Origin of the sequence: Paenibacillus anaericanus, assembly GCF_003994475.1 — a bacterium.
Classification (GTDB): domain Bacteria; phylum Bacillota; class Bacilli; order Paenibacillales; family Paenibacillaceae; genus Fontibacillus; species Fontibacillus anaericanus.
The window spans coordinates 382,627-405,782 of the sequence record NZ_RZNY01000002.1 but is presented as its reverse complement, the minus strand read 5'-3'; the positions used below and the strand labels follow the sequence as shown (position 1 = coordinate 405,782).

Genomic DNA, 23,156 nt, shown 5'->3' with positions numbered 1-23,156 from the left:
TAGAGGGGGTGAGAAAAAAACCAGTTGCAAGCAGTGCAAGGTAGGTATCTCTCTATATTATTTCGACAAATTATGCGGCCGATGAACCTTGATTTAGAAGGTTATCGGTTTTTTTTGTGTACCAAGGTAGATACTCCTTGTTCGTAACATTCAGAATACATTCAGGGCGATACGATATATTTTTTGAAATAACAGGAAATTCCAACACTATTCGATTAAGTTCTGTTTCTTCCAAAACAAGGGGTAGGTCTATCAAAAATCGGGTATAGAAATAGAGTAGTAGTGTGATTAACCTTAATGATGAAAAAAATATAATATACTGGAAAAATGCCATCCTTTGGTTTATAGTGGGAAATATAATGTGACTTATTTCCTAGTTTGTTACATAAAGACCTATGTATTAGGGTTAAATCATTATATTTTTTAACTTTGTTGTGGGTATTCAGATCAAAAATATACATCAGGGATTAGGGGGACAAAAGGAGTGATGAAGCGTGTCATTCTTTGTATATGTATCATTCTATCACTTTGCTTGTTTGTCTATTACAGGGAGCACAAGTTGCCTGCGCAACAAAATATAGCGACTAACTCGTCGTTTGATCATAACACGGGGGACTTTGAACCCCAGAAAGAGCTAAGTTATTTGTATCAGTTTATTATAAACAAGCTATCTGGCAGTCATGGTGTTTTTACGAATTATCAGGATACGGATCAATCTGCAGAGGTGGCGACAGGGCATGAGGTATTGAGTGAGTCGGCCGGCTTACTACTACGTTATTATGTATTGACTAATCAGCAGGATGCCTTTGAGAAAGAATGGATACGCACTAAGCAAACTTATGATCGAACAAACGGGTTTAGCTATCGGTATAGTCCTAAGCTTGATAAGAACTATTCTGTTAATGCAGCAGTGGATGATCTGCGAATCATTCGTGCGCTTTATGAGGCTGGAAGTGTATTCAAGAATAAACACTATGTAGCGGATGCTGATACATATGCTAAACGTTTTTACAAGCACAACGTCAAAGATAACCATGTTTATGACTTCTATGATAATCAATACAAGATAACCAATAGTTTTATCACTTTATGTTATATCGATTTAAAAACACTTCAGCTAATCTCGGATTCGACACAAGTAGGAGAAAAGACCTATATAAATATGTTGGATATTATCCACAACGGGTATATATCGGATAGGTTCCCATTCTACGAGACTCGTTATCAATATGATAGTGGTTCCTACAATTCAGATCATATTAACACGGTAGAATCACTCCTGACGATTCTTGCACTTTCCGAAGTGAAACAGCAGAATCCATCGAGTATTAGTTATCTTAAAGAACAAGTAAAGCAGGGTAAGTTGTTTGGACAATATACCGTTGAGGGAGTTCCTACGAATGATATTCAATCCACTGCGATATATGCAATTGCAGCAATGATTGGTTCCGAGCTGGATGATCGAGAGCTTTATGAAGACAGTATCCAACGTATGATTCAGTATCAGGTTCAGGATTTATCTAGTCCCCTTTATGGTGGTTTTGGGGATGTCGATACACTCACAGCATACTCCTTTGATAATTTAATGGCTCTATTAGCATTTGTTTACTAAAGAACTTATGAGGGAGGAAGACATGCTTCATGACAGGCAATAAAGTCAAATTATTCAGTCAACATAGACTTGTGGCACTTCGTCGCTATGGAACGCCGGCCTCATTTGCAGCAATCGGAGTATTGCTGATTACGATCTTCGCATTATTCAGACCACCTTATATTGGAATGGCGGATAATGGTGATTATTTCCGTATCTTATACGGCAATGGCTTGTATTTTAATGTTCCTGATTATGACAATCAATATTTTAGTTACTTTATTAAGAACTTTGGGATTTTTCAATATTATAATGAAAATAGTACAGATATCTTCTCGTCACAGTCTTTATTTATCCAGTTTGCCGTGTGGATAAACAAGCTTTTCATTGATCAGAAGATATTTGATATACGCGTTCAAGCAGTGATATATGTGGTTCTTTACACGGTGGCAATCTATTTGCTAGTAGAAAGCCTGACTTGGAAAATGCCAGCTAAATATGGTTATCCTATTGCGCTCTTGGCTATTTTTATGTTTGGTGACACAGGGTATACGACTTATTTCAATTCTTTCTTTGGGGAAAGCATCGTGTTCATCATGCTGTTGTTTATGTTTGCATCAGGTTTATTACTCTATCGAAATCGGTACAACGATTACGTAATGCTGGCCTTGTTCACCCTCAGTGGACTCTTACTAACGACAAGTAAACAGCAAAATGCTCCAGTGGGTGTCATTATTGCCTTTACAGGGATCATGCTCATTTTTATTCGTAAGGGAAGGACATTTCGGATATTGATGACTTCCTCACTTCTGATTTTACTTCTTGCAGGGGTTAGTACTTACTTATTCATTCCGAAAGAGTTTGTGAATATTAACAAATATCATGCCATGACACGTGGGATCCTCATGGAATCGCCCAATCCAGAAGAGACATTAGAGTCCTTTGGTATAGACAAGCAATATGCCATCTTGGATAAAAGTATTTATTATGCAATGAATACGACAGTGGACGTTGACTCTGAAATATTAGAGAAGAGCTTTTACAGTCATTATGGGTTCGGGTCTATTTTGAAATATTACATCACGCATCCAGCTCAAGCTGGCAGATTACTCGATTTGGGGGCAAAAAGCGCATTTGTTATTCGTCCTCCAGCTATGGGTAATTACGAGAAATCGGTTGGAAAGCCCCCGGGAGCGCAAACAACGTTTTTTTCGGGGTACAGCCTAATGAAAAAGGCTCTTACGCCAAGAACGTTTGGTTTTATCGTTGTTTGGATGGTTTTAGTCATCGGCTTATATTCACCTTCGTTTATCTCAGCGATTAAGTCCAGGAATATGAGGAAAGCCGCTCGGTTTCCGCTCATTATAACGTTCATTTTGTTTGGCTTATCTGGCATATTAGTATCGATTATTGGGGCAGGGGACGCTGATATGGCTAAGCACGTTTTTCTTTTTACAGTCACCTTTGATCTTGTCACCTTTTTGTTGATAGCTGATATCATCCGTCATCGTTTGTTGCGCATGGATCAAGATTAAAATTGTGCACTTTATAGTATCTTTTGAGGCTGGTAAGGGGGTATGAATATGCACGTCAAAATAATGATAAGGACGCTCATCGTGACTCTCGTTGTCATTCTGGGGATTCCTCTATCATTCGTTCATGCATCAAAACCAGAACCTGCACATGTCTTGATTATCTATGACAGCTTGGCAAAAGGAACATCAAGAGAAGGAAATATCGAGGCACTGCAAAGATTGCTTGCATCTTTTGGGGTAAAGGTTACTGAGACAACCATGGATAACTACAAAAAGGGAACCTTAGCGAAGTATACGAGCGTTATAGCGGTTCGAAATGCGAATGAACTCACAATAAGTAATACAGACTATATTCAAGATTTTGCATCCTATGAGGGTGATTATTTACATATTGGAGTGCAACTACCTAGTAAGATTCAAACGGAGCTTAACCTGACAATTCAGAATGCAAATGAACAATTCGTTAAACTATCGATTGGACAATTTTCTGAACCAACAATTCATGTGAGCCACATGCCTTATATTGTACAAGCTATGGGGAGTATCCAATATGGTAGCATTTCATCTGAGAATAACGATATGGATACACCCTATGCGGTGAGGCATGATGGTTTGGCATATGTACCTTACTATGAAAAGGGGAACTTGAGTGAAATAGCCCTGGCCTATGTGTTAAAAGATTGGCTGAGGGTTACTGAGCAAGGGAAAACCTATCTATTGTTCAAAGAAGTTTATCCTTTTTCTGACTTACCGTTATTGGAGAAAATGGCAGATAAGCTCTATAGTGCAGGTATTCCATTTATTGTTAGCGTTAGGCCTGTATTTCACAACACGGACTATCCTGCAATGCAGCGCTATTTGGAAACACTAAAGTATGTTCAATCCCATAACGGAAGTATCCTGGTTAACACCCCCGTAGTCTCGTCGACAATTCAGGAAATTGGACCGGAACTTAAGGCTCAGATGGAATTATTTGTGGATGTTCTGGCTGATTACGAGATTGCTCCTTTAGGATTAGGGGCAGAAATGTATTGGACCTATGATCAGCAATATTCTGAGTATGGTATGGGGAGCTTCGACTCAGCTGTTCTATTCCCCAATGAAAATATACGTCATAGATCCCAATCAGATTCGTCCAAGTCGTTCTCGTCTTCTGTTTATACGATACAATTGGATTTTCTCGAGCAGTTTGAGCACACCGGTAAGGTCATTGAACGTTTTCCGATGAGTACAGCTTTGGTCTACAACTTCTTTGAAACCGAGGCTGAGCTGGATCAAAATGTCCAGGCGTATATCGATAGCTGGATCACGTTTGATGATTATAAATCGGTGCCTCATAACGTGCAGACACAAGCTAATACCATTTCTACACATAATGGGATGTTCGAGATTAATGGTCACAGCGTTGATTTGAACAATGCATATAGGACTGTAAGTCCGGAATATTCCTATAAGCCAGAACCCGAGAAGAGCTTTGAGACATTGTTTAGCATACAGAATAAGATTTTTATCGTGTTAATCTTATTGACACTTTTTGCTTTTGGAATAATGTTCATCATCGGTTATCGACTATATAAACGAAAATATTTAAATCGAAGGAGATAACAATGACAATTGCAGATATTCTCATGCTTATCTCGGTAATCTGTATCTGGTCTCTGTTGCTTGTTAATGTGGTACTCATCATTGCCGGTTACTTATACTACATTCAGAACGAGAGAGATCCTATACCGGAATTAGAAGGAGAAGCACCATTTGTTTCTATTATGGTGCCTGCTCATAACGAAGGGATAGTCATTACTCGGACGGTTGAGGCGTTGTTAGCATTGGATTATCCCCATGATCGTTATGAGATTATTGTGATCAATGACAACTCTTCGGATAATAGCAGTGTGCTGCTTAGCCATTTACAGATGAAAAATCCAAATCGTAATTTAATCATTATTAACACGGATTCAGTTACGGGAGGAAAAGGTAAATCCAATGCACTAAATATCGGATTTGCGCAGAGTAAAGGCGAATTGATCGCGATTTATGATGCGGATAACACACCGGAGAAAAATGCGTTAAGATTCCTGGTGGCCGAAATCGTCAAGGATCAAACGTTAGGTTCTGTCATTGGTAAGTTCCGAACTCGTAATCGTGATGCCAGCTTGTTAACGCGATTTATAAATATTGAAACTTTATCATTTCAGTGGATGGCGCAAGCAGGTCGGTGGAAATTGTTCAAGCTATGTACTATTCCTGGTACCAATTTTATTATTCGTCGTCATATCTTGGAGCGGATTGGCGGGTGGGATATACATGCGATTGCGGAGGATACAGAGATCAGCTTTCGTATCTATATGATGGGTTATCGTATTAAGTTTCAACCCAAATCCGTCACTTGGGAACAAGAACCTCAAACCGTAAAAGTCTGGTTCAAACAAAGAACACGATGGGCGAAAGGGAATATCTACGTTATTGTAAAGAACTTCAAATTACTATTTGATCGTTCAGCAAGGAACATTCTGTTTGACATCATCTATTTTCTATCTATTTATTTTCTGTTGCTTATCTCGTTGTTAATGTCAGATCTGCTGCTTATTCTACATGCTCTAGGTTTTGTTCATACGACGCTGGCTAGCTTTAGCTCATTTCTATGGATGCTTGCCATTATTATGTTTATTGTAGGAACCTTTATTACCGTCATGACGGAAAAAGGCGAAATGAAACTCTCTAACCTTTGGATTATCATGCTTATGTATATTTCTTACTGTCAAATGTGGATTGTTGTCGTAGCGTATGGGCTGTATACATACCTCAAGGATTTAATATTTAAACGAGAAGTTAAATGGTATAAAACCGAACGCTATTAAAAGGGGGACGAAACTTGTGATCAGACGATTAATTGTAATATGCATAACCTGCCTATCCTTGATATTCGTGCAGCTTAGCCAGGTAACGGTGGCGGGAGCAGAGGCATCTGATGCACAAACCTATGAGATGTCCCTAACGAGTACGAACTTATCCTTATCAGGGGCGATGACATCTAAACAGCTGTATTTTCAAGTTCCAGACTACTGGAAAGTGAATGACGTAAAATTCAACTTGGATTATAAAGCATCTCCTTTAACGCTAAATGATCAGTCAAGTGTGACATTGAAGATAAACGGAACTTATCTACATTCATTCAGACCTATAATCAACGAGGATCAAAAGCAGCATTTATCCGTCACCATACCTACCGAACTGATCGTGAAGGGTGCGAATGAACTTTCCATAGAAGGATCCATTCAAACAACGAACACAAATGATGAAATCTGTTCGCGGGAAGATTGGCAAGATAATTGGCTGCAGATCTTTAGTACCTCAAATGTTGCTGTACAGCATACAAACGAGGCGATCAGAGGCATTCATAACTTCAATCAGTATTTTACGGGACTAGATATCGCTAATGCTAACCAAAATGCGGTTGTTGTGCCCGAGCAGAGCGATGCCGCTGAGCTGGAAGCAGCAGCCTACGCAATAGCGGGATTTGCTAAATCGAACAGTTTGGAGAATAAGGCGATTCCTTTGCTCCCGTATGGTTCATATCTTTTAACAGGTAAAAAGGCTATCGTGCTTATCGCTTTATATGATCATTTGCCGAATGATGTTAAGAATTTGTTGGACGGCCAAGACTTAAGTCAAACGGCATTAATTCAATTGGTGAGCACGGATAAGCAGCCAACATTGGTCATTACATCACAAGACGCTGATTTATTAGTTAAGGCTGGTCGATTGGTAGCTAATCAAGCCTTATTGGGGCAATTAAACAATAATGTGAAAGTAATAGATAAGGATACCAATGTAGCCACACCTACTGTAGAAGTGAATAGAAATGTGGTATTGACCGACAATGGTGATAAACTCACAGGCTGGAGACATCAAGAAAAGTCTTATTTTGTGTCATTACCTGCAAACCGGAGTATTGCTGAGGCTAGCAAAATTAGTGTTGATTTTCGATATGCTCAAAATCTTGATTTTGAACGATCAATGATAACCGTACTTATTAATGATACGCCAATCGGGAGTAAGAAGCTTACTACAGAGTTAGCGGATGGAGACAACTTAACCTTATCTATCCCACAGAATTTAAATATTTCAGGTAATTTCAGTGTGAAGGTCGCTTTTGATTTGGAGCTGAAGAACGGTAACTGCTACCGAATTGACGACCAAATGCCTTGGGCATTTATTACCAAAGACACGCTATTAAAGCTGAACACAACAGAAAAGACAGATTTATTATTTAATAACTATCCGTATCCTTTTATCCGTGATGGTAATTTGAATCGGGTTGCCGTTGTTTTGCCAACAGAGCGTGATCAATATACGTATCAGAGTATTTCCAATTTGTTTAACCTGTTGGGTCAATATATGGAGGGAAATGAAGGGGAAGCTCGCTTTTACGAGGATAAGGCGGTTGCAAGTGTTTTGAAAGATCGTAATATTGTTGCGATTGGTACTTATAAGGACAATACGCTAATTAGAGACTATAATAACAGCTTCTATTTTCAATATGCTACAGATGGTGCCGGCTTTCAATCTAATGAAAAAATGAGTATAGATTCCGACTACGGCAAACGCATAGGGACACTGCAGTTAATGCAATCCCCTTTTGAGGCAGGACATGCATTATTGGCTATCACAGGTGTCAGTTCCGAGTACTATTATTTAGCATCTCAGTTGGTTGGAAGCCATGAGGGCATGTGGAAAATCTATGGAGACGGTGCGACAGTAGACAAGGACGGTACCATACAGGCGTATCGCTTTAAGAAGCAAGCTAATCCAGAAGAGACCACAATGTTGGATAAAGTAATTGAACGAGGTGATGTACTAAGTTTTATGGTAGTCGCCCTACTGATTCTGGTGTTGGTTCTAGTTTCGATGGTACTAATGATTCGTAAATATAGAAAGAAACGGGGGTGATGAAAGATGATGAAGCGATATCAAAGCAGTGTCATATCAGACGTTGCCTTCCTCTTGTTGTTAATAATCTGCTTTGTATGTGTTGTGTTCACCGCGGTTGATCCCGAACTGTATATTCAAAACTTCATCTTCCTGAATGTAGCCTTCTTAATCTCAGTCATCACTTATTTTTCTAACCTGACGGTTGGTCTAATCCTGAATTTTGTGTTTATATTCGGTTGCGGGACCTTTACCCTATATCAAAGTATCGTTGAAGGAGTAGTTCTAGGAGGCCAGAGTTATTTTTGGTTGATTATCACTCCTTTACTTACCGGTGTAACGTGGGCGCTTACCCGGGCCAATAAGCAACTGCAGGAAGAGAAAGAACAATTACAAAGAGAAAACGCCTCATTAGCTACGATGGACGTAAATACAAATTTAAAAAATAACTTATCCTTTCAAAAGGATGCTACGGTGTTCATGGCTCTTTCTACCCGGTTTAAAATACCAGTAACACTACTCATCATTAGTGTGCGATACTGGGACGAAATAAGACGAATGACCAGTGAAGAAGAAATGACATCAGCGATGTATGATATTTCAACAATAAGTCAAACAAGTATTCGTACGAATGATTCGTTATATATTTTCGATAAAGATAACCCGACATGGGGATTAATACTCTTCACAGATCGTGAAGGTGCAAATGTGGTTATCGACAGATTGACGCAGAATATCATAAATTTGAATAACGGAGAATATGGAGATAAGTATAAGGTTGAACTTAATCTTAAGATTGGTGCTGTAGAGTATGATCCTGAGTCTATACCTACACCGCTCGATTTTATTGTGGAGGCAAAAAAACAACTAGAGTACGACGTATAGAACTTTTATATGCTTGTGTAAGTTTCTTTATACAGAAAAAGATTAATAGATTATGAGTATGGAGGTACACAATGACGATTAAATATTCGGTTGTCGTTCCGTTGTTTAATGAAGAAGAAGTGATTAATGAAACGTATAAGCGCTTGACTACTGTCATGCAGCAGACCCGTGAATCTTATGAGCTTGTATTTGTTAATGATGGCAGTAGAGATCGAACCGTCGAAATTGTGGGAGATTTATGCAGCAAAGATGAGCATCTTAGATTAGTAAATTTCTCAAGAAATTTCGGTCATCAAATCGCAATAAGTGCTGGTATGGATTATGCCCAAGGGCAAGCCATCATTGTCATCGATGCAGATTTACAGGACCCACCTGAAGTCATTTTAGAGATGATCTGGGAATGGAAGCAAGGATATGATGTGGTATATGGTAAACGGTTGGTGCGCAAAGGTGAGACTATCTTTAAAAAAGCCAGTGCGAAGTTCTTCTACAGATTGTTGAGAAGTATGACCAGTGTTGATATTCCTGTAGATACTGGGGATTTTCGGCTGATTGATCGTAAGGTTTGTGATGTGCTCAAGGGATTGAAGGAGAAAAACCGCTTTGTACGTGGTCTGGTCAGCTGGGCTGGATTTCGCCAGAAGAGTGTTGAGTATGTGCGTGAAGAGCGCTTCGCAGGAGAAACAAAATATCCATTTAAGAAAATGGTGCGTTTCGCGCTAGATGGGATTACTTCGTTCTCCTATAAACCATTAAAGTTGGCTAGTTATATTGGTATGGCACTTTCTGTAGCTAGTTTTGTGTACTTAATTATCGTGTTATACCAGAAGTTATTTACGAATACTACAGTCACAGGTTGGTCCTCTATACTTGCGGCCAATCTATTATTCAATGGTATTATTCTAATGATACTTGGAGTGATGGGTGAGTACATTGGTCGTGTCTATGATGAATCGAAAGATCGACCTTTATACATCATTTCCGAGACTAAGGGATTTGCGAATGAGCGGTATATGGTTGGAAGTAATGAACGGTAATAAATGGAGTGAAGATTAAGTATTGTGAAGATAATTTCAGCTTGATTTGTTATGATTTTCCTGTGGTCTTCTGACTGCAGGTCTTTTTTTTGTGAAGATAGTGTAATGAAATCGTGAAAAGGTCGTATTTACATATGAAATTACTTAGCTAAGTAATAACAGCAAGGAAGGAGAAGTTAATCCGATGCAGGAACGCGTTCTGCTTTTCCCTGTGAAAGAAGAAGTTTCAGTCAGTGAATATCAATCTGAGAGTTTGGAGTTCGCTGTAATTTTTGAGACCTATTATAAGAGGATCTATAACTATATAAGTTATCGGGTGAGTTGTCGTTATACGACAGAAGATCTGACAAGCCAAGTATTTGTTAAGGCGATGACGAAAATAGATTCATATTCTCCTAAAAAATCGCCGCTAGAAGTTTGGATGTTTACGATCGCCCGAAATGTGGTCAACGATTATTTTAGAGCTCAGAAGAGACGAAATATTTTCTCGATTGATGTGATCAAGGAACTAGTGTCAAGTAAGAAGGACCCGGAGAGTTTGTTTATATTAGGTGAATCTAACGATAAGCTTCAAATGGCTCTAAATACTTTAAATGCGAGAGAGCGAAATATGGTGGCACTTAAATTTGGAGCCAATTTATCCAATATTCAGATTTCTGAATTAGTAGATTTGTCTGAAAGCAACGTCGGGGTAATTCTTTATCGCACGATGAAAAAATTAAAAGTTCAGATCGAAAACGAAAGTGTGGTGGATTCGAAATGAGTAGAAAAAGTGTTGAACAACAATTTTCTGCTGAGATAGATGCTTATTTAAATAAGCGTAAACTACCTGGAAACGCAGATTGTGAAGAATATAATGAGCTGTTTGAAATCGGCAAGAATTTAGCTGACCGTGACTTCAGTAAGAGCAGCAACAAAGCCGATGTGTTAGATCGGGTGATGATGACTAATAAAGCTAATCGAGGAGATGAGCGGATGAGAAAATCTAGCAAAATGAAGCGACCTATAATTGCTGCGGCAACGCTGGCTGTAGTTAGTATAATGAGTATTGGGATTATGAAGCCGGCATTTGCTCAAGAGGTATTGGATAAAATCGTTCAAACGATATCGCTAGGTCATATTACCGTGGAACAATATGAGTATCCAACAGGGCCCATTTCTATTCCAAGCGAACTGGAAGGTAAAGTATTCGATCGTAACGGAAATCCTATATTAGAAATGGATAATGAGAACCCTGAAACCATCTATAATGCAAATGGTGAAGAAGTTGTCGGTTTTGCCAATGGCGAAGTCATTACTAAAGCACAGCAGGAGAAACTAGACAAAGAAGATAAACCAGAAATTCTTGTAGTTAACGATCCTAATCAATTAAACGACTATACCCGTTTTAATGTTATTTTGCCTACTTATGTACCAGAGGGGTTTTCATTTGATAGAGCAGAGTTTTACAAAGATGACGATGGATCTGTAAGTGACTCTAAGTATATTGATTTATTCTACACGAATGAGGAAACGGGAAAATCTTTCTCGATGCAAAATCGTTTTGCTGATGAAGAGACGGCTTATATACGATCAACTGATGGATCGGTTGAAGCGATCAAACTTAATGATCTAGATGCTGTGTTAGTGAACGGAAAAAGTATTGATTGGGAAAAAGATGGTGTACTTTATTCGTTATTTGGTAAGAAATCTGGACTTGACCGTACTGAATTAATTCGGATCGCTGAATCGATTCAATAGTAAGAAAAGTTAGGTGGACCAGGCAAGGATAAACTCCTTGTGTGGTCCATTTTTGCGTGGATTGCTACTTTTTTAAGAATAATGCGTATCTACTATGTTTGAACTATAATGAGCATATACTAGAACCTGACATAAATAATTATAGCTGTTAGGAGGTCATGTGGATTGAAGAAGATAACTACCGTAGGTATGACTATAGCGCTACTAGCTACTATGATAGTAGGATGCTCCAGTGATGGAAATAGTGTAAGTGGTAGAGATGGGGGATCGACTCCTAAAGTTGGTGTTGCGATCTATAAGTTTGGCGATACGTTTATGAAGGGAGTTCGTAAGTCGTTCGAGAAAAACTCCGAGGGGATTGCTAAATTGGATATTGTTGATAGTGAAAATTCACAACCCAAGCAGAATGATCAAATTGATGTGTTCATTTCCAAAAAAGTAGGCGCTCTAATTATTAATCCAGTTGACCGTACAGCAGCAGGTGTCATTATTGATAAAGCAAAAGCAAGTGGCACACCCGTTGTATTTTTGAACCGTGAACCACATGCTGAAGATATGAAAAAATGGGATAAAGTTTATTATGTTGGTGCGAAAGCAGAACAGTCCGGAACGTTCTCGGGGGAGATTATAGCGCAATATTGGAAAACGCATCCGGAGGCTGATAAGAATGGTGATGGAGTTTTGCAATACGCGATGTTGAAAGGCGAACCAGGGCATCAGGATGCAGAGCTGCGGACGCGGTATTCGATTCAAGCCGTTGAAGATGCTGGAATCAGAGTTGAGAAAGTACAAGAAGATACGGCAATGTGGGAGCGAGATAAGGCGAAAGAAAAGATGGCATCCTTCCTAGCAGCTAAAGGTGACAAGATCGAAGCTGTATTTGCTAATAATGATGACATGGCATTGGGTGCTATTGAAGCTCTAGAGGACGCGGGGTATTTCTCAGGGGACAAATATATGCCCGTTGTTGGTGTAGACGCTACAGCACCAGCTCTCAAAGCGTTAGAGCAAGGTACAATGCTTGGGACCGTTCTCAATCACGCTGAGAACCAGGGGATAGCGGCTGTTAAATTAGCATCCTTACTTGCTAAAGGTGCAGAAATTAATAAAGACACGGTAGGATTTGAGATTTCTGATCAGCAATACATTTGGATTCCTTATCAAAAAGTAACGAAGGAAAATGCAGCTAACTTTAAATAAGATAGGATCCGTTACGTATTTTTACCAATAATTTCGTATGCATAATTGTACACATTATGTTAAAATGTGAGCAGCAACCCATATAGTGGTTGGTAAGCTAAGGGGGCGAATCATCATGAAGAAATGCAACACGAAACGTATCGCAGCCGGTATGCTATTCTCTGTTTTGGTTACTTCATTAGTAGCAATACCTGTATCTCAGGTTGTTGGTGGTGGAACCGCCTATGCAGCTTCAACGAAGGAATCGCAGCAATTGGCTACTGTATATGCGCGAATTCAGAAAGAACATGCTACAGAAGTTGTCCAAATGGTTAATCAGGTGCGAGTTAAAGCAGGGTTGAAACCATTGGTTGTTCACACGAATTTATCCAACATGGCGAAGAAAAAAGCAATTGAAATGTACCATAGTAATTATTTCAGTCATACTTCTCCTAAATACGGTTCTCCGTTTGATATGATGGATGCTTTTAACATTTCATATCGGTACGCAGGTGAGAATATTGCCATGGGACAAAAGACCGCAAAAGAAGTCGTAAATGAATGGATGAATAGCCCCGGACATAAGGCGAACATTCTAAATGCGAAATACGGTTTAATTGGGGTAGGCTATTATAATGGATATTGGGTACAGGAGTTTATTGGAAAGTAACATCAAACTTATCATTTAACGAAGTGGTTGGTCCTCTATTGAAAAAGAAGAGGGCCAGCCACTTTTTCGTTTGTGAGGGTATGGAGTGGAAGTATAGACAAAGAAAGAAGAGGGCTAATAGCCCTCTTCTTTCCTTACTTTATATGGGTTATGTAGGGGTCGAACCTACGACCTGCCGATTAAGAGTCGGCTGCTCTACCAGCTAAGCTAATAACCCGTGTTTTTTTCTCAACGAAAAATAGTATATCGCATCTGGATTGAAAAAGCTAGTCCTTTTTTTGTGGAAAATTTGCTTATTGATTTAAGAAGTTTTATGTTATTTACATAAGTTTGACAAGCAGCATGAGAATGGAGGATCATGATGAACTCAACTTCCCGGATTTGGACAACGACTGGCCTGATCTCAGGCGTGTCAACAGTGTTACTGTTATGCGGTTTTCTCTATGCGGTTAAAGATATAATGAATCCCTTAGGCGCACCGATTTTCGATGAGCAGACACGACAGGAAAGTGTTTTGCCGACACCTGAGATAGAATCGGTTCTGGATGTGACGGCGATTGGCGATTCTCTTGCCAAAGGGACAGGTGACGATACAGGAAATGGTTATGCGCGAAGAACGGTTCAAATATTGAAGGAACGTGGAGACCAATCTAAATTAGTGAACAATTTAGGTATTAACGGATTAACAACGGCAAAACTTATACCACTATTGGACGAGAAAGGGGTTCAATATGTGTTGAAGCAGTCGGGTGTTATTCTGCTATCTATCGGTGGGAATGACTTGTTTCAAGAAACTGAGAAATTTCAGAGTGGTGGAGAGCTTCCAACCGAGATGGAACTTGAAAAATCAGTGACGGAAGCAAGTGAGAATTTCAAGCAGATCGTGAAGAAACTCGTTGATATTAACCCTGATGCACAGCTTGTATATGTAAGTCTATATAATCCTTTTGCCGATTTGGAAGGTATAAAGGAAATAGGCAATAAGGCTGTGACCCATTGGAATAGCTTGGCTATGCAAACAATGAGTGAATATAAAAGGACATTAGTTGTGCCTACATACGATTTATTTTCAAATAATGGCCCCCTTTATTTGTCGGGTGATCATTTTCACCCAAATGGAGAAGGTTATCAATCCATTGCAGAACGTATTGTTCAAGGATTAGGTAAGAGTGTAGTGGAATGAATGGGTATAAGGAGTGAGGACAATGACGGCAAATAATAGGGTTGTAGGTGAACAGCAACAAACCGTTTTGTCGGTGCAGCATATAAAGAAAAAGATCGGAAAGAAATGGATTGTTCAGGATGTAACTTTTGAAGTAAAGGCTGGAGAGATATTTGGCTTTTTGGGACCTAATGGTGCAGGCAAAACAACGACAATAAGGATGTTAGTTGATTTGATCCGGCCAACAGAGGGGAAAATTCAGATCTGTGGATACGATGTTCAAAAACAACCAGAACAAGCTCTGGCTTATGTTGGCTCTATTGTGGAAAATCCTGAGGTATATACCTATTTGACAGGCTGGGAGAATCTAGAGCATTTTGCGCGAATGATGCCTGGAGTGTCCACAGCACGCATTGCTGAAGTAGTTGACACTGTAAGGCTTGGCGCACGGATTCACGATAAAGTAAAAACATATTCACTCGGGATGCGGCAGCGGCTTGGGATTGCTCAAGCTCTGCTTGGACGACCTAAACTACTTATTATGGATGAACCAACGAATGGACTCGATCCTAAAGGAATTAAGGAATTACGTGTCTTTATTCGTAAACTAGCTGAAGAAGGAATGGCTGTATTCGTATCTAGTCATTTGCTCAGTGAGATTCAATTACTCTGTGACCGGGTGGCTATCATTAGTCAAGGACGCGTGTTGGCAGTCGGAACGGTGGAGGAATTAATCGCGGATGGCACGAATTATGTTGTATGGCAACTTGAACCTAGGGCTGGGGGAGAGGCTTTACTCATCGCGGATGGAGTGCGTCTTGTTGAAGATCCGGATAACGTTCTCGATGTAGCGATCCTTGCGGGCATGGGGGATCATGCTATTGTTACAATCATGTCTCCAGATCAAATTGCAAATCAAGTGTCGCGTTTGGTCAAGCAAGGCATCTCAGTGGAGTCTGTTCAGAAGATCAATCCTACTCTGGAACAACTGTTCTTGGAAATGACGGAAGGTGAAGGAATTGAATAGGATGATACCCTTGGTCAAGAATGAAATGATCAAGATGATCAAGAAGAAACGCTTCTATGTTATTCTATTAGTCTTGGTCGTGTTAGTGCCTATGTTTGCTTATGCACAGCTTAAGGTTTCCATGAACAGTCAGGAGAAATATGGGGATGATTGGCGTAGACAGGTTCAACAGGGGATTACAGATAATCAGAATTCGCTTGGAAGTGATCGTGTACCGGAGGAATGGAAGAAATATCGCAAAATTTATATTCAGCAAATGAAATACTATTTGGAACATGATATTAACCCACAACAAACGGGTGGCGTATCGTTTACACGCGAATTTTTGAACAATGCAGCTACGTTGTTTATTCCACTTCTTATCATGGGTGTTGGTTCTGATATCGTTTCATCCGAGCGCACAACTGGAACGGTGAAGATGCTTCTAACAAGGCCTATCAGGCGGTGGAAAATACTGCTGAGTAAGTTAATAACCTTACTTATGTTTGTCTCGCTTATTGTTGTGTCTGCGTATGTCATTTGTTACTTGATTTCAGGACTGTTCTTCGGCTATGGGGGTTTTAATATGCCCGTACTCACAGGATTTGTGCTGAATGGTGCAGAAGTAGATATTTCAGGAGTACATGCGGTTCCTCAATGGGAGTACTTATTAATGCAAGCTGGTTTAATTTGGTTTGTTAGTATAACTGTCGCCATGCTTGCTTTCATGGTTTCAGTACTCGTTAGGAGTACGGCAGCTAGTATTGTGATCATGATGGCGGCACTCATTGCAGGAAATATCCTGACGAATATGGCTTCCGCCTGGACAAGTGCGAAATATTTATTTATGGTAAATTTGGGATTAACTAATTATTTAGCAGGCTCTCCCGCTCCAATTGAAGGGATGACACTAGGTTTTTCATTAATGATATTGGCTATTTGGGCGGTTTGTTCATTGTTTGTTTCATTCCTTGTCTTTACGAAACAGGATATCTTGAATTAGAATGGACAAGGGTAACAAAACACTTGTTTGCATTTAAAAAATAAAAATTGCTACATAAAGAAGCATAAAGGGGGAGCATGAATGGGCGAACAAATCGATTTGTTCGAAGGCGGGGCTTCCGGGGACGTGTCTGGTGGCGCTGCTTCGGGATACGACGCGGACGACATTCAGGTGCTCGAAGGGCTTGTCGCAGTACGCAAACGTCCAGGTATGTACATCGGCAGTACGAGCTCGTCGGGACTTCATCACCTGGTATGGGAAATTGTTGACAACGCTGTTGATGAGCATCTTGCAAAATACTGCTCCAAAATCGATATTTCTTTGAATAAAGATGGTTCGGTAACGGTATTTGACAATGGCCGCGGTATTCCAACTGAGATGCATAAGACCGGTATTCCTACACCGCAGGTTGTATTTACGATCCTGCACGCTGGTGGTAAATTCGGCGGTAACGGTTATAAGAAATCAGGTGGTCTACATGGCGTCGGCGCTTCGGTAACGAATGCGTTGTCCGAATGGCTTGAGGTAGATATTTATCGTAAGGGTAAAATTCACCGTCAACGTTTTGAATATTGGGTAGACAAAAAAGGCATCGAGCATGTTGGAGAAGCAGTTGGTGGTCTGGAAGTGATCGGGAATACGAACCGGAGTGGCACCAAGGTAACATTCAAACCGGATATTCGTGTATTTCCGAATGGAATTGGGCTAAATTATGATACGCTAGCAGAACGTTTACAGGAGATTGCATTTCTGAATTCGGGTCTGAAGGTGACCTTGAAGGATGATCGTTCTGATCGGTCCGACGAGTTCTTCTATGAAGGTGGAGCCAGTCAGTTCGTTCAGTTTCTGAATGACGGCAAAGATGTGCTCCATGATGTAATTCATTTCTACTCCGAACGGGACGATATCGAGGTGGAGGTCGCCCTTCAATATAATGCGGGGTACACCGAGACATTGGCATCATTCGTAAACTCCATTCCGACTCGCGGCGGTGGTACACATGAAACGGGCTTCAAAACCGCATATACTCGGGTTATGAACGATTATGCTCGTAAGAATGGTATCCTGAAAGAAAAGGATAAGAATCTGGAAGGAAGCGACTTGCGAGAAGGTATGATGGCTGTTATCAGCGTCAAGATGTCTGAGGTGGAGTTCGTAGGCCAGACTAAGGACCAACTCGGCAGTTCTTCTGCTCGTAGTGCGGTAGATGCAATCGTATCAGAGAAGATGGCACTGTTCCTGGAAGAGAATCCTCAGGTGGGTCAATCTTTAATCAAGAAATCCGTTCAAGCTTCCAAAGCACGCGAAGCAGCTCGCAAGGCTCGTGATGAAATGCGGACCGGCAAGAAACGGAGCGAGAGCTCCAATCTTGGAGGTAAGCTAACTCCAGCGCAGTCGAAGGACTTTACACGAACCGAATTGTTTATCGTGGAAGGAGATTCGGCGGGGGGGTCAGCCAAGCAAGGACGGGATTCAAAGATCCAAGCAATCTTACCACTCAAAGGTAAGCCGATGAATCCAGAGAAGGCGAAACTTGCCGATGTTCTGAAGAATGATGAGTATCGGGCAATTGTTGCTGCGATTGGTGCAGGTATCGGAACGGAATTTGCCGTGGAGGACTGCAATTATTCTAAGATTATCATTATGACGGATGCGGATACAGATGGAGCTCACATTCAGGTATTGCTACTTACTTTCTTCTACCGTTATATGAAGCCGTTAATCGATGCGGGGCGTATATATATCGCTCAACCGCCACTTTACAAGATCACGCGTCGCTCTGGCAAGCTAGAGACGATTCGTTATGCATGGAGTGACGAACAATTACAGAATTATTTGAAGGAATTTGGCAAAAACTTCGAGTTACAGCGGTATAAAGGACTTGGAGAGATGAATCCAGATCAGCTATGGGAAACAACGATGAATCCTGAATCACGGACGTTGTTACAAGTGCAGATCGAGGATACAGCTAAGGCCGAGCGCCGGGTATCTACGCTAATGGGTGATAAGGTCGATCCACGTAAACGTTGGATTGTGGAAAATGTAGATTTTACAGAGTATGAGGAATAGAAGGTGACTTGATTTGAGCATGTTAGAGAACTTTTTGCCGGCCTATTTAGAAGAAGTCGTAGGTGATAGATTTGGTCGGTATTCCAAATACATTATTCAAGACCGTGCCATTCCCGATGTGCGCGATGGTTTAAAGCCTGTGCAACGGCGGATTCTATACGCCATGTTCGATTCCGGCAATACACCGGACAAGCCTTATCGTAAATCAGCCAAGACCATCGGGGATGTAATGGGTAATTATCATCCACACGGTGACTCTTCGATTTATGACGGTATGGTGCGGATGGCACAACCGTGGAAGATGGCTCATGTTCTTGTTGATGGTCATGGGAACTGGGGTTCTCAGGATGATGACCCAGCAGCAGCAATGCGTTATACGGAAGCTAGACTTTCGCCAATAGCGCTTGAATTGTTGCGTGATATCGACAAACGAACCGTACCATTCAAAGATAATTTTGATAATACAACGATGGAACCAGTCGTATTGCCGGCTAGGTATCCTAACCTGCTTGTTAACGGGGTAAGTGGGATTTCTGCGGGCTTTGCTACTGAGATTCCGCCTCATAATTTACGTGAGGTAATCGATGCTTGTATAGCTGTGATGGAGAAACCGGACATCAGTATGGAAGAGATTCGGACTTTCGTCAAAGGTCCGGATTTTCCAACAGGTGGTATTATTATGGGCGAAGACGGGATTCAGGATGCCTATGCATCTGGCAAAGGCCGTATTTATATTCGTTCAAAAACGGAGATTGAAACTCTTCGTGGGGGTAAACAACAGATTGTTATTACGGAAATTCCGTACCAGATTGTCAAATCTCGTCTTGTTAACTCGATGGAGAACATTCGACTAGAGAAAAAGGTCGATGGGATTGCTGAAGTTCGTGACGAGAGTGGTCGAAACGGGTTGCGCATTGTTGTAGAACTCAAGAAGGATGCCGATGCACAGGGGATTCTCGCGTATCTGTTCAAGAAGACGGATTTGCAAGTCACCTACAACTCCAATATGGTTGCTATTGTGAAGAAGGCACCACGTCAGCTTGGACTGAAAGCGATCTTGGATGCCTATATCGCCCATCAACGAGAGGTAGTAACCTTCCGCACACAATACGATCTAGAGAAGGCAGAGGACCGCTCCCATGTACTGGAAGGCCTTGTGAAGGCACTGAATATTCTGGATGAGGTAATCGCGGCAATTAAAGCTTCGAAGAATCGACAGGATGCACAGAACAATTTGCAATGGATGTTCGGGTTTACGGAACGGCAGGCGGATTCAATCCTTACTTTGCAATTATATCGTCTTACTAATCTGGAGATAACTGCACTGCAGAAGGATCTAGATGAGTTACAGAAGAAGATTGCCATTCTACGCGGTATTCTTGACAGTGACAAAAAACTCGTCGCCGTCATTAAGAAGGAATTGCTCGAGATTCGAGATAAATACGGAATTGATCGTCGCTCGGTTATCCAGGGTGAAGTGGAAGAGCTGAAGGTGAATCTGGAAGTTATGGTAACGCAAGAGGATGTACTTGTTACCCTCTCGAACGAAGGTTACATCAAGCGAACTAGTATGTTGTCATTCACACGCTCTGGTGGTGAACGTGAAGGTTCAGGTGTGAAAGATGGAGACTACATCAAGCATCTGCTGGATGTTGATACGTTACAGAACGTGTTGATCTTCACGCAGAAGGGACAATATTTCCTTCTTCCTGTGCATCAGATTCCGGAATTTAAGTGGAAGGACAATGGTACGGCTATAGTGAATGTCATACCGATGTCCAAGGAAGACCGCATTGTCAGTGTCATCCCACTACGGAATTTTGAAGAGCCGAATTTGAGCCTTGTGTTCGTTACCAAACGTGGCCAAGTGAAGCGGACGGAGCTGGGGGAATACGAGACGAAGCGCTCTGGTGCTATTGCAGCTTGTAAAGTTGCAGACGGAGACGAAGTGATACGTGTAACGGTAAGCAGTAATACACAGGATATTTTACTTCTTTCGCAGCAAGGGATGGTCATTCGTTTTGCTGAGTCAGAAGTGAACTCCATGGGCCGTGTGTCTGCGGGCGTAAGGGGAATTAGTCTCAAAGATGGTGATGAGGTAGTAGGAGCCCAGTTAGTCGAAGGGGATGAAGGTGAACTACTTGTCGTCTCGGATCTAGGCTATGCCAAACGAAGTTTGTTATTGGATTATCCGGTGCAAAGTCGTGGCGGTAAAGGGGTTCAAAGCTTTGAATTCAAAGAAGGCAAGCGTGTGAAACCAAATGGTAGCCGCATGATAGATGTGTTTCATTGTAAGGAACCATTGACAATCATGGCAGTGACCAAGGATGGTGGCAAACACCTATTCAGTTCTGAATCGGCACCACTAAGTGAGCGAAAATCCATTGGTAAAGCAATTGCACCTGTCGATAAGAATGATGAGATCGTTGAATTGTTAGTTATGTAATGATAAAAAGCTTCGGTAACGGCTCAGGCCGTAATACCGAAGCTTTTTTGTATTATTTCAACTGGGTGTATATATTCCAACTGCTTACAAGATGTCCTATGGCGAATAGCAATGCTGGTACAAGGAATATAAATGAATGAAGCCAAATTCCAAGAAAAATAAAGTACAAGGCTGGAAATACAGCCATAGGAATAGGGATGAATCCTAAAGGCTTAAATAATTGATCATACTCTCTACCTTTTATAAAAAAGTAAATCCAGCATATATAATAAATTACGAGGCATATACCCATTAAAACAGTCATGAAATTGATATTTTGTTCTGCAATTTTTTTACCAAACACAATGGGAAGAGTAAGACATGCTATACGACCAACTTGTTCAAGTATCGTAAATATAATAGGTGAAGTATGTAAGTAATTTGGTGTATTTTGCGGTGGGAGAAATGCCAATAAAACATTAGGCAGTAAAATGAATAGAGCCACTAAAAACCCCGTTATATGTAATCCCATCTTGATCTAGCCTCCCTCATTCCGTAGTTGAAATATAGGCATCCTTCTGTGTTTGTTGAAATTTGATATTTTTCTTTCCTTTAACTTGTATAGCTTTCTTTGGACATTTGGCTACGCACTTCATGCAAAACTGGCAATCAGAACCGTGAATAAATACTTGATTAACCTTGCGAATATTTTTAACCGGGCATTGTTTCGCACACATGCCACAATCAATACAATTTGATGGAATGGTTTCGAGTTTAAGCATAAGCCTCATCGATATCCAAGGAAGTCGTGTTTCTCTGGATAATAAAGAGATACATTTCGATCCTTTAAACTCAGATTTCCATGAAAAGTTACCCGCCATTGTGTTGTGGACAAAACGATGTACCTTTTCACTTGCATATTTAAGCTTTTTCAGGTCCTTATCTTGATCGAAATCAGAATCAACCATGTTATTTGGCATACTTATTTCACATGCAGAGGTAGGGATATATCCTTTTTTGGTGAGTAAAGAGTAGAGTGGCGATAAAATATGAACCGAATTATTAAGTGTAACTAATACATGTACAAGTGTCCCTTTACTATAAGGCAGTGATTTTAAAAATCTCCATATAAAAGGGGACACGGATTGAGAGTTAGCCGGAAATGCAATACATAGTTCATTCGCTGGTTCAAGTGAAATATATCCCTTTTCAATAAGTTTTAAAGACACTTGAATGCCATACGTTTCAAGCGATTTCACAGCCTGGTTAACAACAAATTGCGTGTTGCCCGTACCGGAAAAATAATAAAAATCGATTTTCTTACCCATGGTCTGTCTCACTGTGTTCTGTAGAGATCAATTCCAGTGATTGTACGGTTTCCTCGCACCACTGGGCGTAAGTATCCCAAACTTGTTGACCAAAGGCCAACACCATGAGAATTTGTCTGTGATTGCTATGTACATCTATATTTTGTTTAAGCTGTGTTTCAAACTTTTGAAATAGCTCTCGTTGTTTACGATGGTTTATTTCAAACTCTTTAATATGATTGATCATACTGCTTGATGTAGATGCATTTGAAAAATATAGCTTGAGCAAAATTTCATAGCGTATCAGCTCTGTTTCTACGGGAACTTTAAGCCATTCCTGTAATTCTTGTCGTCCTTGATTGGTGATGGAGTACTTTTTGCTTTCCTTGCCACTATTACTGGTCTGATCTGAGGCAACAATGAGGCCCTCCAACGTAAGTCGTTTGAGTTCAGGGTAAATTTGACCAAAGCTTTCGTTCCAAAAGAATGACAATCGCAGATCTATAATTCGTTTTATTTCATAACCAGATAGATCCTCTTCGTTTAAAAGCCCAAGTATGACATAGCGGGTTTTGTTTTTATTCGTTGCCATTTTATCACTCCGATCTAATAGATAT

General features: G+C 40.6%; 19 protein-coding genes and 1 tRNA gene. 16 read left to right on the top strand and 4 right to left on the bottom strand.

What is annotated here, in order from left to right:
- The first annotated feature begins 487 nt into the window (after positions 1 to 487).
- The 11 genes from EJP82_RS04105 to EJP82_RS04055 all read left to right on the top strand — a co-directional run bounded on the left by EJP82_RS04105 (position 488) and on the right by EJP82_RS04055 (position 13,566).
- The gene (locus EJP82_RS04105) at positions 488 to 1,612 is read left to right on the top strand and encodes a hypothetical protein (RefSeq protein ID WP_127190736.1); all 1,125 of its coding nucleotides are present in this window, start codon (positions 488 to 490) and stop codon (positions 1,610 to 1,612) included.
- Between the two features lie 29 nt (positions 1,613 to 1,641).
- Positions 1,642 to 3,126, top strand: a complete 1,485-nt coding sequence (wsfD, locus tag EJP82_RS04100) for a glycan biosynthesis hexose transferase WsfD (protein ID WP_211350036.1) — start codon at positions 1,642 to 1,644, stop codon at positions 3,124 to 3,126.
- A gap of 48 nt (positions 3,127 to 3,174) precedes the next feature.
- On the top strand, positions 3,175 to 4,731 hold the full coding sequence (locus tag EJP82_RS04095) for a DUF2334 domain-containing protein (RefSeq protein WP_170220123.1): 1,557 nt from the start codon (positions 3,175 to 3,177) through the stop codon (positions 4,729 to 4,731).
- Positions 4,732 to 4,733: 2 nt separating this feature from the next.
- Complete coding sequence (locus tag EJP82_RS04090; protein ID WP_127190734.1) at positions 4,734 to 5,984, top strand: glycosyltransferase family 2 protein; 1,251 nt, start codon at positions 4,734 to 4,736, stop codon at positions 5,982 to 5,984.
- Between the two features lie 16 nt (positions 5,985 to 6,000).
- The gene (locus tag EJP82_RS04085) at positions 6,001 to 8,076 is read left to right on the top strand and encodes a cellulose biosynthesis cyclic di-GMP-binding regulatory protein BcsB (protein ID WP_127190733.1); all 2,076 of its coding nucleotides are present in this window, start codon (positions 6,001 to 6,003) and stop codon (positions 8,074 to 8,076) included.
- Positions 8,077 to 8,082: 6 nt separating this feature from the next.
- Positions 8,083 to 8,940, top strand: a complete 858-nt coding sequence (locus tag EJP82_RS04080; protein WP_246053975.1) for a GGDEF domain-containing protein — start codon at positions 8,083 to 8,085, stop codon at positions 8,938 to 8,940.
- A 71-nt stretch (positions 8,941 to 9,011) separates the two neighbouring features.
- Positions 9,012 to 9,977 (top strand): glycosyltransferase family 2 protein, encoded by a 966-nt coding sequence (locus EJP82_RS04075; RefSeq protein WP_127190732.1) that lies wholly within the window; start codon positions 9,012 to 9,014, stop codon positions 9,975 to 9,977.
- Positions 9,978 to 10,161: 184 nt separating this feature from the next.
- Positions 10,162 to 10,740, top strand: coding sequence for a sigma-70 family RNA polymerase sigma factor (locus EJP82_RS04070; RefSeq protein ID WP_127190731.1), 579 nt, complete (start codon positions 10,162 to 10,164; stop codon positions 10,738 to 10,740).
- The gene (locus EJP82_RS04065) at positions 10,737 to 11,717 is read left to right on the top strand and encodes a DUF4367 domain-containing protein (RefSeq protein WP_127190730.1); all 981 of its coding nucleotides are present in this window, start codon (positions 10,737 to 10,739) and stop codon (positions 11,715 to 11,717) included. The genes EJP82_RS04070 and EJP82_RS04065 overlap by 4 nt, the downstream gene beginning before the upstream one ends.
- Positions 11,718 to 11,930: 213 nt before the next feature.
- On the top strand, positions 11,931 to 12,917 hold the full coding sequence (locus tag EJP82_RS04060) for a galactose ABC transporter substrate-binding protein (protein ID WP_246053982.1): 987 nt from the start codon (positions 11,931 to 11,933) through the stop codon (positions 12,915 to 12,917).
- A gap of 115 nt (positions 12,918 to 13,032) precedes the next feature.
- A complete protein-coding gene (locus EJP82_RS04055; RefSeq protein WP_127190729.1) occupies positions 13,033 to 13,566 on the top strand; it encodes a CAP domain-containing protein in 534 nt (177 codons plus the stop codon).
- Between the two features lie 144 nt (positions 13,567 to 13,710).
- Here EJP82_RS04055 and EJP82_RS04050 read toward each other — a convergent pair.
- A tRNA-Lys gene (locus EJP82_RS04050) sits at positions 13,711 to 13,783 on the bottom strand.
- A 141-nt stretch (positions 13,784 to 13,924) separates the two neighbouring features.
- On the opposite strand from EJP82_RS04050, the gene EJP82_RS04045 reads away from it, so the two are divergent.
- The 5 genes from EJP82_RS04045 to gyrA all read left to right on the top strand — a co-directional run bounded on the left by EJP82_RS04045 (position 13,925) and on the right by gyrA (position 21,253).
- Positions 13,925 to 14,749, top strand: a complete 825-nt coding sequence (locus tag EJP82_RS04045) for a GDSL-type esterase/lipase family protein (RefSeq protein ID WP_246053974.1) — start codon at positions 13,925 to 13,927, stop codon at positions 14,747 to 14,749.
- A 22-nt stretch (positions 14,750 to 14,771) separates the two neighbouring features.
- The gene (locus tag EJP82_RS04040) at positions 14,772 to 15,755 is read left to right on the top strand and encodes an ABC transporter ATP-binding protein (RefSeq protein ID WP_127190728.1); all 984 of its coding nucleotides are present in this window, start codon (positions 14,772 to 14,774) and stop codon (positions 15,753 to 15,755) included.
- The gene (locus tag EJP82_RS04035; protein ID WP_127190727.1) at positions 15,748 to 16,737 is read left to right on the top strand and encodes an ABC transporter permease; all 990 of its coding nucleotides are present in this window, start codon (positions 15,748 to 15,750) and stop codon (positions 16,735 to 16,737) included. Before EJP82_RS04040 ends, EJP82_RS04035 begins: the two co-directional genes overlap by 8 nt.
- Before the next feature lie 81 nt (positions 16,738 to 16,818).
- Entirely contained in the window at positions 16,819 to 18,807 is a 1,989-nt protein-coding gene (parE, locus tag EJP82_RS04030; protein ID WP_127190726.1) for a DNA topoisomerase IV subunit B, read from the top strand.
- 13 nt (positions 18,808 to 18,820) lie between these two features.
- Positions 18,821 to 21,253 (top strand): DNA gyrase subunit A, encoded by a 2,433-nt coding sequence (gene gyrA, locus EJP82_RS04025; protein ID WP_127190725.1) that lies wholly within the window; start codon positions 18,821 to 18,823, stop codon positions 21,251 to 21,253.
- A 52-nt stretch (positions 21,254 to 21,305) separates the two neighbouring features.
- Here gyrA and EJP82_RS04020 read toward each other — a convergent pair whose 3' ends face one another.
- From EJP82_RS04020 to EJP82_RS04010, 3 genes are read right to left on the bottom strand one after another with little or no spacing between them, the layout of a single operon-like run.
- Positions 21,306 to 21,764 (bottom strand): hypothetical protein, encoded by a 459-nt coding sequence (locus tag EJP82_RS04020; RefSeq protein WP_127190724.1) that lies wholly within the window; start codon positions 21,762 to 21,764, stop codon positions 21,306 to 21,308.
- 16 nt (positions 21,765 to 21,780) lie between these two features.
- On the bottom strand, positions 21,781 to 22,560 hold the full coding sequence (locus EJP82_RS04015) for an EFR1 family ferrodoxin (RefSeq protein ID WP_127190723.1): 780 nt from the start codon (positions 22,558 to 22,560) through the stop codon (positions 21,781 to 21,783).
- Complete coding sequence (locus EJP82_RS04010) at positions 22,553 to 23,131, bottom strand: PadR family transcriptional regulator (RefSeq protein WP_127190722.1); 579 nt, start codon at positions 23,129 to 23,131, stop codon at positions 22,553 to 22,555. The genes EJP82_RS04015 and EJP82_RS04010 overlap by 8 nt, the downstream gene beginning before the upstream one ends.
- Positions 23,132 to 23,156 lie beyond the last annotated feature (25 nt).